This is a genomic window from Lelliottia nimipressuralis, from assembly GCF_004115925.1.
In the GTDB taxonomy this organism is placed as follows: domain Bacteria; phylum Pseudomonadota; class Gammaproteobacteria; order Enterobacterales; family Enterobacteriaceae; genus Enterobacter; species Enterobacter nimipressuralis.
Map to the genome: position 1 here is coordinate 119,705 of NZ_SDDX01000004.1, position 16,606 is coordinate 136,310.

At 57.1% G+C, this 16,606-nt stretch carries 11 protein-coding genes and 1 pseudogene; 10 read left to right on the top strand and 2 right to left on the bottom strand.

Annotation, left to right across the window (positions count from 1 at the left end; all coding sequences use genetic code 11):
- The first annotated feature begins 61 nt into the window (after positions 1 to 61).
- On the top strand, positions 62 to 589 hold the full coding sequence (gene gntK, locus ETG88_RS04420) for a gluconokinase (RefSeq protein WP_100778572.1): 528 nt from the start codon (positions 62 to 64) through the stop codon (positions 587 to 589).
- A 3-nt stretch (positions 590 to 592) separates the two neighbouring features.
- Entirely contained in the window at positions 593 to 1,933 is a 1,341-nt protein-coding gene (gntU, locus tag ETG88_RS04425) for a gluconate transporter (protein WP_129034774.1), read from the top strand.
- 166 nt (positions 1,934 to 2,099) lie between these two features.
- Here gntU and yhgN read toward each other — a convergent pair whose 3' ends face one another.
- Complete coding sequence (gene yhgN / locus ETG88_RS04430; RefSeq protein WP_015960802.1) at positions 2,100 to 2,693, bottom strand: NAAT family transporter YhgN; 594 nt, start codon at positions 2,691 to 2,693, stop codon at positions 2,100 to 2,102.
- Between the two features lie 176 nt (positions 2,694 to 2,869).
- Here yhgN and asd point away from each other — a divergent pair, with 176 nt between their 5' ends.
- From asd to glgP, 6 genes and pseudogenes are all read left to right on the top strand, one after another.
- Entirely contained in the window at positions 2,870 to 3,976 is a 1,107-nt protein-coding gene (gene asd, locus ETG88_RS04435; RefSeq protein WP_129034775.1) for an aspartate-semialdehyde dehydrogenase, read from the top strand.
- A gap of 246 nt (positions 3,977 to 4,222) precedes the next feature.
- Positions 4,223 to 6,409, top strand: coding sequence for a 1,4-alpha-glucan branching enzyme (gene glgB / locus ETG88_RS04440; protein ID WP_100778575.1), 2,187 nt, complete (start codon positions 4,223 to 4,225; stop codon positions 6,407 to 6,409).
- Positions 6,406 to 8,378 (top strand): annotated as a pseudogene (gene glgX, locus ETG88_RS04445) (glycogen debranching protein GlgX). The gene glgB and the pseudogene glgX overlap by 4 nt, the downstream one beginning before the upstream one ends.
- 17 nt (positions 8,379 to 8,395) lie before the next feature.
- The gene (gene glgC / locus ETG88_RS04450) at positions 8,396 to 9,691 is read left to right on the top strand and encodes a glucose-1-phosphate adenylyltransferase (RefSeq protein WP_102105323.1); all 1,296 of its coding nucleotides are present in this window, start codon (positions 8,396 to 8,398) and stop codon (positions 9,689 to 9,691) included.
- On the top strand, positions 9,691 to 11,127 hold the full coding sequence (gene glgA, locus ETG88_RS04455; protein WP_100778578.1) for a glycogen synthase GlgA: 1,437 nt from the start codon (positions 9,691 to 9,693) through the stop codon (positions 11,125 to 11,127). Before glgC ends, glgA begins: the two co-directional genes overlap by 1 nt.
- Before the next feature lie 15 nt (positions 11,128 to 11,142).
- Positions 11,143 to 13,590 (top strand): glycogen phosphorylase, encoded by a 2,448-nt coding sequence (gene glgP, locus ETG88_RS04460; protein ID WP_100778579.1) that lies wholly within the window; start codon positions 11,143 to 11,145, stop codon positions 13,588 to 13,590.
- A gap of 69 nt (positions 13,591 to 13,659) precedes the next feature.
- On the opposite strand, the gene glpD is transcribed toward glgP, so the two are convergent.
- Complete coding sequence (glpD, locus tag ETG88_RS04465; RefSeq protein WP_129034776.1) at positions 13,660 to 15,168, bottom strand: glycerol-3-phosphate dehydrogenase; 1,509 nt, start codon at positions 15,166 to 15,168, stop codon at positions 13,660 to 13,662.
- 215 nt (positions 15,169 to 15,383) lie between these two features.
- On the opposite strand from glpD, the gene glpE reads away from it, so the two are divergent.
- Positions 15,384 to 15,716 (top strand): thiosulfate sulfurtransferase GlpE, encoded by a 333-nt coding sequence (glpE, locus tag ETG88_RS04470; RefSeq protein ID WP_100778581.1) that lies wholly within the window; start codon positions 15,384 to 15,386, stop codon positions 15,714 to 15,716.
- 47 nt (positions 15,717 to 15,763) lie between these two features.
- Positions 15,764 to 16,594 carry a rhomboid family intramembrane serine protease GlpG gene (gene glpG, locus ETG88_RS04475; protein ID WP_100778582.1) on the top strand — a complete coding sequence of 277 codons (831 nt, stop codon included), beginning with the start codon at positions 15,764 to 15,766 and terminating at the stop codon, positions 16,592 to 16,594.
- The last annotated feature ends 12 nt before the right edge of the window (positions 16,595 to 16,606 follow it).

Below are 16,606 nucleotides of genomic sequence, written 5' to 3' on the forward strand. Positions count from 1 at the left end.
GCCCCGGCAGGACAATGTTACCGATAACTGTTACCCGTAACAATTGACTGAGGGGCACCCTTTGAGCACGACAAATCTCGATCACCACGTTTACGTCCTGATGGGCGTTTCCGGTAGCGGTAAATCTGCCGTCGCCAGCGAAGTGGCGCATCAACTTCAGGCAGCGTTTCTTGATGGCGACTTCCTCCACCCGCGCAGCAACATCACTAAAATGGCCGCTGGCGAACCGCTGAACGACGACGATCGTAAGCCCTGGTTGCAGGCGCTGAACGATGCCGCGTTTGCGATGCAGCGCACCAACAAAGTGTCGCTGATTGTCTGCTCCGCGCTGAAAAAGACCTATCGCGATCTGCTGCGTGACGGTAACCCAAACCTCTCCTTTATCTATCTGAAAGGCGATTTCGACGTGATCGAAAGCCGTCTTAAAGCCCGTAAAGGCCACTTCTTCAAAACTCAGATGCTGGTCACGCAGTTTGAAGCGCTGCAGGAACCGGGTGCAGACGAAAGCGATGTTCTGATCGTCGATATCGATCAGCCGCTGGACGGTGTTGTTGCCAGCACCATTGAGGTCATTAAAAAAAGGCAGTAAGTTTTGAGTACATTAACGCTAGTTTTGACAGCAGTTGGCTCCGTTTTGCTGCTGCTGTTTTTAGTGATGAAGGCGCGTATGCATGCCTTCGTTGCTTTGATGGTGGTTTCTATTGGTGCAGGTCTCTTTTCCGGTATGCCGCTCGATAAAATCGCAGCGACGATGGAAAAAGGGATGGGAGGCACGCTGGGCTTCCTGGCGATTGTGGTCGCGCTCGGCGCGATGTTTGGCAAGATTTTGCATGAGACGGGCGCGGTCGATCAGATTGCCGTCAAGATGCTCAAATCCTTCGGCCACAGCCGCGCGCACTACGCGATTGGTCTGGCCGGTCTGATTTGCGCGCTGCCGCTGTTCTTTGAAGTGGCCGTGGTGCTGCTGATTAGTGTGGCGTTCTCCATGGCGCGTCACACGGGCACCAACCTTGTTAAGCTGGTCATTCCGCTGTTTGCGGGCGTGGCGGCGGCCGCAGCGTTCCTGCTGCCTGGCCCTGCGCCGATGCTGCTGGCGTCTCAGATGCACGCCGATTTTGGCTGGATGATTCTGATTGGCCTGTGCGCCGCGATCCCGGGGATGATTATTGCCGGGCCGCTGTGGGGCAACTTTATCAGCCGCTACGTTGAGCTGCACATTCCTGATGACATCACCGAGCCGCACCTTGGCGAAGGCAAAATGCCGTCCTTCGGCTTCAGCCTGTCGCTGATTCTGCTGCCGCTGGTGCTGGTTGGCCTCAAAACCATCGCCGCGCGCTTTGTGCTGGTCGGTTCCAGTGCTTACGAATGGTTCGAGTTTATCGGTCATCCGTTCACCGCGATTCTGGTGGCGTGTCTGGTGGCGATTTACGGCCTGGCGATGCGTCAGGGGATGCCGAAAGACCGCGTGATGGAGATCTGCGGCGCGGCGCTGCAACCGGCGGGTATTATTCTGCTGGTGATTGGCGCAGGCGGTGTGTTCAAGCAGGTGCTGGTTGATTCCGGCGTGGGCCCGGCCCTGGGCGAAGCGCTGACCGGGATGGGCTTACCGATTGCCGTGACCTGTTTCGTGCTGGCAGCCGCGGTGCGTATTATTCAGGGTTCTGCCACGGTAGCTTGTCTGACTGCGGTCGGCCTGGTGATGCCGGTGATTGAACAGCTGAACTACTCCGGTGCGCAAATGGCGGCCCTGTCTATCTGTATCGCGGGCGGCTCTATCGTGGTCTCCCACGTAAACGACGCAGGCTTCTGGCTGTTCGGTAAATTTACCGGCGCGACCGAAGCGCAAACCCTGAAAACCTGGACGCTGATGGAAACCATCCTCGGCACGACAGGGGCGATTGTTGGGATGATTGCGTTTTCGCTGCTGAGTTAAGTGCGATGTTTGTCGGGAAGGCGGCGACGCCTTACCCGACCGATAAAACGGTGATATGAAGGCCGGGCAAGCGCAAGCACTACCCGGCTTTTTTACAGCGGCTCTACACCTTCTTCAGTCCTGAAGGTGAACGGAACAACGCCTTTACCCGATATACTCCTCAACCTTATCCCTTCATCCACGCCCGAATTCCATCCAGGAACATCTGCGTCGCCATCATCACCAGAATCAACCCCATCAGGCGTTCCAGCGCGTTCACCCCTTTTTCGCCCAGCAGGCGCAGGAACAGCGACGACTGTAGCAGGATGATGAAGGTCCCGCCCCATGCGATCAGCAGAGCAATCACCAGATGGCTCATCTGATTCGGATACTGATGGGAGAGCAGCATCAGCGTCGCCAGAATGGTCGGTCCGGCGACCAGCGGGATCGCGAGCGGTACGATAAACGGCTCTTCGCCCGCAGGCAGGCCGCTGCTGCTTCCTTCGGCGCTCGGGAAAATCATTTTAATGGCGATCAGGAACAGAATAATGCCGCCAGAGATCGAAACCGTCTCAGCGCGTAAATTCAGGAACGCGAGGATCTTTTCACCCGCGAACAGGAAGATAAACATCACCAGCAGCGCGATGAGCAGCTCGCGGATCATGATCGCCCGGCGGCGCTTCGGCTCGGTGTGTTTCAGCACCGACATAAAGATGGGCAGGTTCCCAAGCGGATCCATAATCAGGATCAAAAGCACCGCTGCGGAAATGATTTCAGTCATTGTTATTTATCCCTGATAAACCCTGTGGTTTCTATTGTAATTAGTGGTATTACTGATCGCAGCGCAATCATTGATTAATTTCACTTGCGACTTTGGCAGCATTTTGTAATGTGAAGGCTATGCCCGTTGGATACGGGTTGACACACACAGCACACACCTCTGCAGGAACATACGCTATGAAAAACGTTGGTTTTATCGGCTGGCGCGGTATGGTCGGCTCTGTCCTCATGCAACGCATGATCGAAGAGCGCGATTTTGACGCCATCCGCCCGGTCTTCTTCTCCACTTCCCAGTTCGGGCAAGCAGCGCCCGCGTTCGGCGGTGCCTCTACGGGCACGCTTCAGGACGCCTTTAATCTGGAAGCGCTGAAGGCACTTGATATTATAGTGACCTGCCAGGGCGGCGATTATACCAACGAAATCTATCCAAAGCTTCGTGAAAGCGGCTGGCAGGGTTACTGGATTGACGCCGCGTCTTCTCTGCGTATGAAAGACGACGCGATCATTATTCTCGACCCGGTGAACCAGGGCGTGATCACCGATGGCCTGAACAACGGCGTGAAAACCTTTGTCGGCGGTAACTGTACCGTCAGCCTGATGCTGATGTCCCTGGGCGGCCTGTTCGCGCAGGATCTGGTGGAGTGGGTCTCCGTTGCCACCTATCAGGCCGCATCCGGCGGCGGCGCGCGTCATATGCGCGAACTGCTGGCACAGATGGGTCAACTGCACAGTCACGTTGCTGACGAGCTGGCGAACCCGGCCTCGGCGATTCTGGATATCGAACGCAAAGTCACTCAGCTTTCCCGCTCCGGCGAACTGCCGGTCGATCACTTCGGCGTTCCGCTGGCAGGCAGCCTGATCCCGTGGATCGACAAACAGCTCGATAACGGCCAGAGCCGCGAAGAGTGGAAAGGTCAGGCCGAGACCAACAAAATTCTCAGCACCTCTTCCGTGATCCCGGTTGACGGTCTGTGCGTGCGCGTTGGCGCGCTGCGCTGCCACAGCCAGGCCTTCACCCTTAAACTGAAAAAAGATGTGTCTATTCCGACCGTGGAAGAGCTGCTGGCTGCGCACAATCCGTGGGCGAAAGTGGTGCCAAACGATCGCGATATCACCATGCGTGAACTGACCCCAGCCGCCGTTACCGGCACGCTGACCACGCCGGTCGGTCGTCTGCGTAAGCTGAACATGGGGCCGGAGTATCTCTCGGCCTTCACCGTCGGAGACCAGCTCCTGTGGGGCGCCGCCGAGCCGCTTCGCCGCATGTTGCGACAACTGGCCTAATAATTTGCTAATACCGGGGGTGATATTCACCCCCTTTTTTTTGCGCGTAACACGGAGTCATGCGCAGAGCGTCAATTTTTATCAGGAGTCATTTCGTCGTTGGCTATGCTTTAAGGAAGAGTCATTTCTTACCTGAGGGTGGGATGGCGCAGAGAGGATGAACAATATCTGCGTCGTTCAGGTCACATTAAAAGTCGCACCGGAGCGCTTAAATAGGGCGACATTAGAAAAAACAGGATGAATACCATGTCCGATCGTATTGATAGAGACGTGATAAATGCGCTAATTGCGGGTCATTTCGCTGACCCATTTTCTGTGCTGGGTATGCACAGGACGGAGGATGGACTGGAGGTCCGCGCACTGTTGCCCGACGCCACCGAAGTGTGGGTCATTGAACCTAAAACCGGCCGCAAGGTAGGCAAGCTGGAGTGCCTTGATTCGCGCGGTTTCTTCTCAGGCGCGATCCCGCGTCGCAAAAACCTGTTCCGTTATCAGCTCGCCGTGCTCTGGCATGGTCATGAAAACCTGATTGACGATCCCTACAGTTTTGGCCCGCTGTTACAAGAGATGGACGCATGGCTGCTCTCCGAAGGCACGCACCTTCGCCCGTACGAAACGCTGGGCGCGCATGCCGATACGATGGATGGCATCACCGGCACCCGTTTTTCCGTCTGGGCACCGAATGCGCAGCGCGTGTCGGTGGTCGGGCAGTTCAACTATTGGGATGGTCGCCGCCACCCGATGCGCCTGCGGCGTGAATCGGGGATCTGGGAGCTGTTTATCCCCGGCGCGCATAATGGCCAGCTCTACAAATTCGAAATGATCGATGCCCACGGTCAGCTGCGGGTCAAAGCCGATCCTTACGCCTTCGAAGCGCAAATGCGCCCGGATACCGCGTCGCTGATTTGCGGTCTGCCGGAGAAAATCGTGCAGACCGAAGAGCGTAAACAGGCCAACCGCTTCGATGCGCCAATCTCTATTTATGAAGTTCACCTCGGCTCATGGCGTCGCCACACGGACAACAATTTCTGGCTGAGCTATCGCGAACTGGCGGATCAGCTGGTGCCCTACGCCAAATGGATGGGCTTTACCCATCTGGAGCTGCTGCCAATTAACGAGCACCCGTTCGACGGCAGCTGGGGCTATCAGCCGACCGGCCTTTACGCACCGACGCGCCGATTCGGCACCCGCGACGACTTCCGCTATTTCATCAACGCCGCCCATGCCGCCGGACTCAGCGTGATCCTCGACTGGGTGCCAGGCCATTTCCCGACGGATGATTTTGGTCTCTCTCAGTTTGATGGCACCAATCTGTACGAGCACAGCGATCCGCGCGAAGGCTTCCATCAGGACTGGAACACCCTGATTTACAACTATGGCCGTCGCGAAGTGGCGAACTATCTGGTGGGCAACGCCCTGTACTGGATTGAACGTTTTGGTATCGACGCTCTGCGCGTGGACGCCGTGGCGTCGATGATCTATCGCGACTACAGCCGCAAAGAGGGCGAGTGGATCCCGAACGAATACGGGGGCCGCGAAAACCTCGAAGCCATTGAATTCCTGCGCAGCACTAACCGCATTCTCGGCGAGCAGGTCGAAGGCGCGGTGACGATGGCCGAAGAGTCGACCGACTTCCCCGGCGTATCGCGTCCGCCTGCCATGGGCGGGCTGGGCTTCTGGTACAAGTGGAACCTGGGCTGGATGCACGACACCCTCGACTACTTCAAACTCGATCCGGTCTATCGTCAGTATCACCACGACAAACTGACCTTCGGGATGCTCTACAACAACACCGAAAACTTTGTTCTGCCGCTCTCTCACGACGAAGTGGTGCACGGCAAAAAATCGATTCTCGACCGCATGCCGGGCGACGCGTGGCAGCGCTTTGCCAACCTGCGCGCCTACTACGGCTGGCTATTTGCCTTCCCGGGCAAAAAGCTGCTGTTTATGGGCAACGAATTCGCCCAGGGCCGTGAGTGGAACCATGATGCGAGCCTCGACTGGCATCTGCTGGAAGGCGGCGACAACTGGCATCACGGCGTTCAGCGCCTGGTGCGCGACCTCAACCTGACCTATCGCCATCACAAAGCCCTGCACGAGCTGGACTTTGACTCCTACGGCTTTGAGTGGCTGGTGGTGGATGACCACGAGCGCTCGGTGTTTATCTTCGTGCGCCGCGATCGGGAAGGGAATGAAATCATCGTCGCCAGCAACTTTACGCCGGTGCCGCGTCAGAACTATCGCTTCGGCATCAACCAGCCGGGCAGATGGCGCGAAATTCTCAACACCGACTCCAGCCACTACCACGGCAGTAACGCCGGTAACGGCGGCAGCGTTCATAGCGATGAGTGGGAAAGCCACGGGCGTCCGAACTCTCTGAGCCTCACGCTGCCACCGCTGTCCACAATCTGGCTGGTTCGGGAGGGCGAATGACGCAACTCACGGCAGGCAAACCCGCTCCGCTTGGGGCAACGTTTGACGGCAAAGGGGTGAATTTCACCCTCTTTACCGCCCACGCAGAACGGGTGGAACTCTGTGTGTTTGACGGCGAGGGTAATGAGTACCGCTACGATCTGCCGGAACGCAGCGGGGACATCTGGCATGGCTATCTGGCCGACGGACGGCCCGGACTGCGCTACGGTTTTCGCGTGCACGGCCCGTGGGAGCCGGGGCAGGGACTACGATTTAATCCGGCCAAACTACTCGTCGACCCTTGCGCCCTGCGCGTCGAGGGAGAGGTCACCGATAACCCGCTCTATTTTGATGGCGACCACGAACCCGAGCCTCGCGATAGCGCGGCGATTGCGCCAAAAAGTGTGGTGGTGAGCGATGCTTACGACTGGGAAGATGACGCCCCGCCCGCGACGCCGTGGGGCAGAACGGTTATCTACGAAGCCACGTCAAAGGGCTGACGTATCTGCATCCGGCAATTCCGCAGGAGATCCGCGGCACCTACAAGGCGCTCGCTCATCCGGTGATGATTGCCTATCTCAAACACCTGGGCGTCACCGCGCTGGAGCTGCTGCCGGTGGCCCACTTTGCCTCCGAGCCGCGCCTGCTGCGCCTGGGGCTGACCAACTACTGGGGCTACAACCCGCTGGCGATGTTTGCTCTCGATCCGCGCTATGCCTCACATCCGGAACGCGCCAGAGATGAGTTTCGCGATGCGGTAAAAGCGCTGCACCAGGCCGGTATCGAAGTGATTCTGGATGTGGTGTTGAACCACAGTGCGGAGCTGGATCTCGACGGACCGACGCTCTCAATGCGCGGAATCGATAACCGTAGCTATTATTGGATTAGGGAGGATGGTGATTATCACAACTGGACCGGTTGCGGTAACACGCTCAACCTCAGTCATCCGGCGGTGGCGGACTTTGCTTATCACTGCCTGAAATCCTGGGTCGAGACCTTCCATATCGACGGTTTCCGCTTCGATCTGGCGTCTGTGATGGGCCGAACGCCTGCGTTCAGCCAGCAGGCTCCCTTGTTTGAAGCCATTAAAAACTGTCCGGTGCTGTCGCGCGTCAAACTGATTGCTGAGCCGTGGGATATCGGTGACGGAGGTTATCAGGTGGGGAACTTCCCGCCGCTGTTTGCCGAGTGGAACGATCGTTTCCGCGATGCCACGCGCCGTTTTTGGCTGGAAAAAAATCTCTCTCTTGGCGACTTCGCCGGGCGGTTTGCGGCGTCCAGTGATGTGTTCAGGAAGAGTGGTAGAGCACCGTCGGCCAGCGTCAATCTGGTGACGGCGCACGACGGGTTTACCCTTCGCGACTGTGTTTGTTTCAATCAGAAACACAATGAGGCAAACGGCGAAGAAAACCGCGATGGGACTAACAATAACCATAGCTTTAATCATGGTATAGAAGGGTTAGGCGGCAGTCAGGATGTTATCGAGCGGCGTCGCGCCAGCGTACATGCGTTGCTGACTTCGCTGTTGCTCTCGCAAGGGACGCCAATGCTGCTGGCGGGTGATGAGTTTGGTCATAGCCAGCACGGCAATAACAATGCGTATTGCCAGGATAACGCGCTGACCTGGCTCGACTGGGAACAGGCAAACACGGGGTTAACGCACTTTGCAGCGGCCTTGATCCACCTTCGGCAACAGATCCCGGCACTCACGGCGGATCGCTGGTGGGAAGAGGGAGACGGCAACGTCAGCTGGCTGAATAAAGAGGCGCAACCGCTGAGTGCGCACGAGTGGCAGTACGGTATTCCCTGCCTGCAAATCCTGCTTTCGGATAACTGGCTAATCACGTTAAACGCGACGAACGATGTCGCAGAGATTGTTTTACCTCACGGGGAATGGCGCGCCATTTCCCCCTTTGCCGGAGTGGATAATCCGGTGGTAATGGCTGTCTGGCACGGGCCTGCACACGGAGTGTGCGTATTCCAAAGATGATAAAAAAGGAGTTAGTCATGGTGAGATTAGAGAAGAACGATCCCTTGATGTTGGCGCGCCAGTTACCCTTAAAAACGGTCGCGCTGATACTTGCTGGTGGACGTGGTACCCGTCTGAAAGATTTGACAATCAAGCGTGCTAAGCCTGCGGTTCACTTTGGTGGTAAGTTCCGTATTATCGATTTTGCATTATCCAACTGCCTGAACTCCGGTATTCGTCGCATCGGCGTGATTACTCAGTATCAGTCGCACACCCTGGTGCAGCACATCCAGCGCGGCTGGTCATTTTTCAGCGAAGAGATGAACGAGTTTGTCGATCTGCTTCCGGCGCAGCAGCGCGTACACGGTGAAAACTGGTATCGCGGCACGGCCGATGCGGTGACGCAAAACCTCGACATCATTCGCCGCTACGGCGCGGAATACATCGTGATCCTCGCGGGCGACCATATTTATAAGCAAGACTACTCGCACATGCTCATCGACCACGTCGAAAAAGGGGCGCGTTGCACCGTGGCGTGTCTGCCGGTGCCCGTTGCTGAAGCGACGGCGTTCGGCGTCATGGATGTGGACGAGAACGACAAGATTATCGATTTCGTCGAGAAACCGGCCAACCCGCCGACCATGCCGACGGACGCCACCAAATCCCTCGCCAGCATGGGCATCTATATCTTTGATGCCGATTACCTTTATGAACTGCTGGAAGAGGACGACAAGGACGAGAATTCGAGCCACGACTTCGGCAAAGATATCATCCCGAAAATCACCAAAGCTGGCATGGCTTATGCACATCCCTTCCCGCTGTCCTGCGTGCAGTCTGACCCGGATGCCGAGCCGTACTGGCGCGACGTGGGTACGCTTGAAGCGTACTGGAAGGCGAACCTCGATTTAGCCTCCGTCACCCCGGAACTGGATATGTACGACCAGAACTGGCCGATTCGCACGCACATGGAATCGCTGCCGCCGGCCAAATTTGTGCAGGACCGTTCCGGTAGCCACGGCATGACGCTGAACTCGCTAGTGTCGGGCGGGTGCATTATTTCTGGCTCAGTGGTGGTGCAGTCGGTGCTCTTCCCGCGCGTTCGGGTGAACTCCTTCTGCAATATCGATTCGTCGGTACTGCTGCCGGATGTGTGGGTGGGGCGCTCGTGTCGTTTGCGTCGCTGTGTTATCGACCGTGCCTGTGTGATCCCGGAAGGGATGGTGATTGGAGAGAATGCGGAGGAAGACGCTCGCCGCTTCTACCGCTCAGAAGAAGGCATCGTGCTGGTCACGCGCGAAATGCTGCGCAAACTGCAGGTCAAACAGGAGCGATAATGCAGGTTTTACATGTATGTTCTGAGATGTTCCCGCTGCTGAAAACGGGCGGGCTGGCGGATGTACTGGGCGCACTCCCGGCGGCGCAAATTGCGGAAGGTATCGACACCCGCGTGCTGCTGCCGGCTTTTCCTGATCTCCGCCGTGGCATTCCCGACGCGCAGGTGGTGAGCCGTCGCGACACGTTCGCCGGGCGCATCACCCTGCTGTTTGGCCATTACAATGGCGTCGGCATTTATCTGATTGATGCGCCGCATTTGTACGATCGTCCAGGGAGCCCGTACCACGATACGAACTTATTCGCCTATACGGACAACGTGCTGCGTTTTGCGTTGCTCGGATGGGTGGGTGCTGAAATGGCGGTCGGACTCGATCCCTTCTGGCGCCCGGAGATCGTCCACGCGCACGACTGGCACGCAGGGCTGGCTCCCGCCTATCTGGCGGCGCGCGGCCACCCGGCAAAGTCGGTCTTTACGGTGCACAACCTGGCGTATCAGGGCATGTATTACGCCCATCATATGAATGACATCGATCTGCCATGGTCGTTCTATAACATGCACGGGCTGGAGTTTAACGGTCAGATTTCGTTCCTGAAAGCGGGGCTGTACTACGCCGACCACATCACGGCGGTCAGCCCGACTTACGCACGCGAAATCACCGAGCCGGAGTTTGGCTACGGCATGGAAGGGCTGTTGCGCCAGCGACATCGTGAAGGACGCCTGTCGGGGATCCTCAACGGCGTCGATGAAAAAATCTGGAGTCCGGAAACGGACCTTTTGCTGGCCTCGCGCTACAACCGTGATTCGGTGGAAGACAAAGCGGAAAACAAGCGCCAGCTGCAGATTGCGATGGGGCTGAAGGTGAACGACAAAGTGCCGCTGTTCGCCGTGGTCAGCCGCCTGACCAGCCAGAAAGGGCTGGATCTGGTGCTGGAAGCGCTGCCGGGGCTGCTGGAGCAGGGCGGTCAACTGGCGCTGCTGGGGGCAGGCGATCCGGTGTTGCAGGAAGGTTTCCTTGCCGCTGCCGCCGAACATCCGGGGCAGGTTGGCGTGCAGATTGGTTATCACGAGGCGTTCTCGCACCGCATTATGGGCGGCGCGGATGTCATCCTGGTGCCAAGCCGCTTTGAGCCGTGCGGCTTAACCCAACTGTATGGACTCAAGTACGGCACGCTGCCGCTGGTGCGCCGCACCGGTGGGCTGGCCGATACCGTATCGGATACGTCGCTGGAGAATCTGGCGGACGGCATCGCCACCGGTTTTGCCTTTGAAGACAGCAATGCCTGGTCGCTGCTGCGGGCGATTCGGCGGGCATTTGTTCTGTGGTCGCGTCCCTCTTTGTGGCGTTTCGTGCAACGCCAGGCGATGGCGATGGACTTTAGCTGGCACGTTGCGGCGCAGTCATACCGCGATCTTTATCAACGCTTGATGTCATAAGGCGGAGTCACTGATATGAATGCACCTTTTAGTTATGCATCCCCGACACTTAGCGTAGAGGCGTTAAAGCATTCCATCGCCTATAAGCTGATGTTTACCATCGGGAAAGATCCGGTGATCGCCAACAAGCACGAGTGGCTGAACGCCACGCTGTTTGCCGTGCGTGACCGTCTGGTCGAACGCTGGCTGCGCTCGAACCGCGCCCAGCTCTCGCAGGAAACCCGTCAGGTTTATTACCTGTCGATGGAGTTTTTGATTGGCCGCACCCTTTCCAACGCGCTGTTATCGCTCGGGATTTACGACGATGTCAAAAACGCACTGGAAGAGATGGGGTTAGATTTAGAAGAGCTGATCGATGAAGAGAACGACCCCGGTTTAGGCAACGGTGGTCTGGGCCGTCTGGCGGCGTGCTTCCTCGATTCGCTGGCGACGCTGGCCCTGCCGGGGCGTGGGTACGGGATTCGCTACGATTACGGCATGTTCAAGCAGAACATCGTCGACGGGCGGCAGAAAGAGTCGCCGGATTACTGGCTGGAGTACGGCAATCCGTGGGAATTTAAACGCCACAATACGCGCTACAAAGTGCGCTTTGGTGGCCGCGTGCAGCTCGAAGGCAAAAAAAGCCGCTGGCTGGAGACCGAAGAGATCCTGGCGGTCGCTTACGATCAGATTATCCCCGGCTATGATACCGACGCCACCAATACATTGCGTCTGTGGAACGCCCAGGCCAGTAGCGAAATCAACCTCGGTAAATTCAACCAGGGCGACTACTTCGCGGCGGTGGAAGACAAAAACCACTCCGAAAACGTGTCGCGCGTGCTGTATCCGGATGACTCCACCTACTCCGGGCGCGAACTGCGTCTGCGTCAGGAGTATTTCCTGGTGTCGTCGACTATCCAGGACATTTTGAGCCGCCACTATCAGCTGCACAAAACCTACAACAACCTGGCCGAAAAGACCGCGATTCACCTCAACGACACCCACCCGGTGCTGTCGATTCCCGAACTGATGCGCCTGCTGATGGATGAGCACAAGTTCAGCTGGGACGAGGCGTTCGAAGTGACCTGTCAGGTGTTCTCTTACACCAACCATACGCTGATGAGCGAAGCGCTGGAGACCTGGCCGGTCGACATGCTCGGCAAGATCCTGCCGCGCCATCTGCAGATCATCTTTGAAATTAACGACTACTTCCTGAAAACGCTCCAGGAACAATATCCGAACGACACCGGGCTGTTGAGTCGCACGTCGATTATCGATGAGTCCAACGGTCGTCGCGTGCGTATGGCGTGGCTGGCGGTGGTGATCAGCCACAAGGTGAACGGGGTGTCCGAGCTGCACTCGAACCTGATGGTGCAGTCGCTGTTTGCTGATTTCGCGAAAATCTTCCCGATGCGCTTCTGCAACGTCACTAACGGCGTCACGCCTCGCCGTTGGCTGGCGCTGGCGAACCAGCCGCTCTCGGAAGTGCTGGACGAAAACATCGGTCGCACCTGGCGTACCGATCTCAGTCAACTGAGCGAACTGGAGCAGCACGCCGATTTCCCGACGGTGAACAAAGCGGTACGCGACGCCAAGCTGCTGAACAAAAAACGCCTCGCGGTGTACATGGCTCAGCACCTGAACGTCATCGCAAATCCGAAAGCGCTGTTTGACGTGCAGATTAAACGTATTCACGAGTACAAACGTCAGCTGATGAACGTGCTGCATGTGATCACCCGCTACAACCGCATCAAAGCCGATCCGACGGCGGAGTGGGTGCCGCGTGTGAACATTTTTGCCGGTAAGGCCGCCTCGGCGTACTACATGGCGAAGCACATCATTCACCTCATCAACGACGTGGCGAAGGTGATCAACAACGATCCGCAGATTGGCGACAAACTGAAGATCGTCTTCATTCCCAACTACAGCGTGAGCCTGGCGCAGCTGATCATTCCGGCGGCGGATCTCTCCGAGCAGATTTCGCTCGCGGGGACCGAGGCGTCCGGGACCAGTAACATGAAGTTTGCCCTGAACGGCGCGCTGACTATCGGCACGCTGGACGGTGCTAACGTCGAGATGCTGGAGCACGTCGGCGCGGACAATATCTTTATCTTCGGGAATACGGCGGAAGAGGTGGAGGAGCTGCGCAAGCAGGGCTACAAACCACGCGAGTATTACGAGCAGGATGAAGAGCTGCGCGAAGTGCTGACGCAGATTGCCACCGGCCTGTTTAACCCGGAAGAGCCTGGCCGCTATCGCGATCTGGTGGATTCCCTGATTAACTTCGGCGATCACTATCAGGTGCTGGCGGATTATCGCAGCTATGTGGATTGTCAGGACAAGGTGGACGAGCTATATCGCCATCAGGAGGAGTGGGCCACCAAAGCGATGCTCAATATCGCCAACATGGGCTATTTCTCATCCGACAGGACCATCAAAGAGTATGCCGAGACCATTTGGCATATCGATCCGGTACGGTTGTAAATGCAAAACGGCAACGTAAGTTGCCGTTTTTTATGTCTTCGCCCTCACGCTGTGTGGGAGGGCGGGGCATTACGATGCCAGTGACAATTTACGCTTTCCCGCATGTTGGGCCAGCCACTGCGCCACGCGCGATTGCTGCTCCGCATCCAGCCACATCCCCTCTTTGGTACGACGCCAGATGGCATCGTCCAGACGGCGCACCCACTCGTGCTCGACCAGGTAACGCAGCTCCGCTTCATACAACTCATGACCAAAATGTTCACCGAGATCGGCGAGCGTTTTCGCTTCCCCCAGAATCCACTCGGTATTGCTACCGTAAGTGCGCGCGTAATGGCGTGCCATGGATTCAGTAATAAACGGATAACGGCGGCGCAGTTTTGCCGCAAAGTCATCGCGGTCGCTGCCGATATCACCGCCAGGCAGCGTCGCGCCTTTGGTCCACGCCGGGCCGATACCTTTGTAGTACGGCGTCAGTTTTTCCAGCGCATGTTCCGCCAGCTTACGGTAGGTCGTCAGCTTGCCGCCAAAGACTGACAGCAGCGGCGCCTGGCCGTCAACGTCATGAATATCGAGCGTATAGTCACGGGTGATCGCCTGCGGGGAATCAGATTCGTCATCGCACAGCGGACGCACGCCGGAGTAAGTCCAGACCACGTCATCGCGGCCCAGCTGTTTCTTAAAGTGGGCGTTATAGACTTTCAGCAGGTAGCCGATTTCGCTCTCGTCGATTTCGACGTTCTTCGGATCGCCTTTGTACTCCACGTCGGTGGTGCCGATGATTGAAAACTCGTCCATCCACGGGATCACAAACACGATACGCTTATCTTCGTTTTGCAGGATGTAGGCCTGCTTCTGGGTGTGTACGCGCGGAACAACGATATGGCTGCCCTTGATCAGGCGGATGCCGTACGGCGAGGGCAATTTCATGCCGTCGTCAAAGAACTGTTTCACCCACGGGCCAGTGGCGTTCACCAGGCCGCGCGCCTGCCAGCTGAATTTCTCGCCGGTATCGATATCTTCGGCTTCCACAATCCACAGCCCGTTTTCACGGCGTGCAGCGGTGGCGCGAGTGCGGGTTTTCACCTCGCCGTCTTTCTTCACGACCATCTGGGCGTTCGCCAGCACCAGACGCGCATCGTCTACCCAGCAGTCGGAATATTCGAATCCGCGCACGATTTCCTGTTTCAGAACCGATTCTGAGCCAAAACGCAAACCGGTCGATCCCGGCAGACTGGTACGTTTACCCAGATGATCGTACATAAACAGACCAATTCGGATCATCCATGCCGGACGAAGATGCGGGCGATGAGGCAGACGGAAACGCATCGGAATCGCCAGGTGAGGGGCCATTTTCAGCAGCACTTCACGCTCCGCCAGCGCTTCGCTGACCAGGCGGAACTCATAGTGCTCCAGGTAGCGCAGGCCACCGTGGATAAGTTTGGAGCTGGCGGACGACGTCGCGCAGGCGAGATCGTTGGCTTCCAGCATCAGTACAGATAACCCGCGTCCTGCAGCATCCGCCGCAATACCGGCACCGTTAATGCCACCGCCTATCACAATCAGATCTTTGGTTTCCATATCACCCTCACGCACTTTCGTTAAAGCTCAGAAATGTTCGATATCGCTCATAATAGCAAAGGAACGCTCTTTTGGTAACATCAAAAAAACAATTTTGAGTGATAGAGATAACATAATGGCGTTTCGCCGCCGCCAGGACGTACACTACGGGGTAAAATAGTTTTCCCCTCTTCCTGCGGGAGAGCGCACCAAACCTGAAAAACGAAGAGAATCGAATGGAACAGTTTGAATGCATTAATGTAGAAGAAGCCCATCAAAAGATGCACCAGGGAAAGGCGGTGCTGGTGGATATCCGCGATCCGCAAAGTTTTGCGATGGGCCACACGCCGGGCGCGTTTCATCTGACGAACGACAGCCTGGGCGCGTTTATGCGCGATAACGACTTTGAAACGCCAGTGATGGTGATGTGCTACCACGGCAACAGCAGTAAAGGTGCCGCGCAATACCTGCTCCAGCAGGGTTATGACGCGGTATACAGCGTCGATGGCGGCTTCGACGCCTGGCATCGTCATTTTCCGGCGGAAGTAGAACACGCCTTTGGCGGCTGACGCAGTTATACTGTCCTCTTTTGTACGGAAATAAGCGACTGCCGCCCATGTTGATGATTACCTCTTTTACGAACCCGCGCGTCGCTCAGGCGTTTGTCGATTATATGGCGACGCAGGGTGTGATCCTGACAATTCAACAGCATACGCAAACCGATGTCTGGCTTGCTGATGAAAGCCAGGCGAATTTTGTTAACACCGAGCTGGCGCGCTTTCTTGAAAACCCTGCGGACCCGCGCTATCTGGCGGCCAGCTGGACCTCTGGCCACACGGACAGCGGGCTGCACTATCAGCGTTTCCCTTTCTTAGCCACCGTGCGCGAGCGCGCCGGGCCGTTTACCCTGCTGCTGATGGCGGCCTGTATTCTGGTGTTTATCATCATGAACGTGGTGGGCGACCAGCAGGTGATGATTGCTCTGGCCTGGCCGTATGACGCTTCGGTGCAGTTTGACGTCTGGCGCTACTTCAGCCATGCCCTGATGCACTTCTCGGTGCTGCATATCCTCTTTAACCTGCTGTGGTGGTGGTATCTCGGTGGTGCCGTTGAGAAGCGCCTCGGCACCGGTAAACTCGTCGTCATCACCGTGATCAGCGCCCTGCTGAGCGGCTATGTGCAGCACAAGTTTAGCGGCCCGTGGTTCGGCGGTTTGTCCGGCGTGGTGTATGCGTTAATGGGCTATGTCTGGCTGCGCGGCGAGCGCGACCCACAAAGCGGCATCTATCTGCAACGCGGGTTAATCACCTTTGCTTTAATATGGCTCATTGCCGGATGGTTTGATCTGTTTGGTATGTCTATCGCCAATGGCGCACACGTTGCCGGGCTGGGCGTGGGGCTGGTGATGGCCTTTGCTGATACGCTGAATGCGCGAAAACGAACATAATTCCCAGGGATA

What these genes read in the sequence shown, in the direction of transcription:
- glgC (WP_102105323.1), top strand. Translation starts at nt 8,396, where the DNA reads ATGGTGAGATTAGAGAAGAACGATCCCTTGATGTTGGCGCGCCAGTTA.
- glpD (WP_129034776.1), bottom strand. Translation starts at nt 15,168, where the DNA reads ATGGAAACCAAAGATCTGATTGTGATAGGCGGTGGCATTAACGGTGCC.
- glpE (WP_100778581.1), top strand. Translation starts at nt 15,384, where the DNA reads ATGGAACAGTTTGAATGCATTAATGTAGAAGAAGCCCATCAAAAGATG.
- glgP (WP_100778579.1), top strand. Translation starts at nt 11,143, where the DNA reads ATGAATGCACCTTTTAGTTATGCATCCCCGACACTTAGCGTAGAGGCG.
- glgA (WP_100778578.1), top strand. Translation starts at nt 9,691, where the DNA reads ATGCAGGTTTTACATGTATGTTCTGAGATGTTCCCGCTGCTGAAAACG.
- asd (WP_129034775.1), top strand. Translation starts at nt 2,870, where the DNA reads ATGAAAAACGTTGGTTTTATCGGCTGGCGCGGTATGGTCGGCTCTGTC.
- glpG (WP_100778582.1), top strand. Translation starts at nt 15,764, where the DNA reads ATGTTGATGATTACCTCTTTTACGAACCCGCGCGTCGCTCAGGCGTTT.
- glgB (WP_100778575.1), top strand. Translation starts at nt 4,223, where the DNA reads ATGTCCGATCGTATTGATAGAGACGTGATAAATGCGCTAATTGCGGGT.
- yhgN (WP_015960802.1), bottom strand. Translation starts at nt 2,693, where the DNA reads ATGACTGAAATCATTTCCGCAGCGGTGCTTTTGATCCTGATTATGGAT.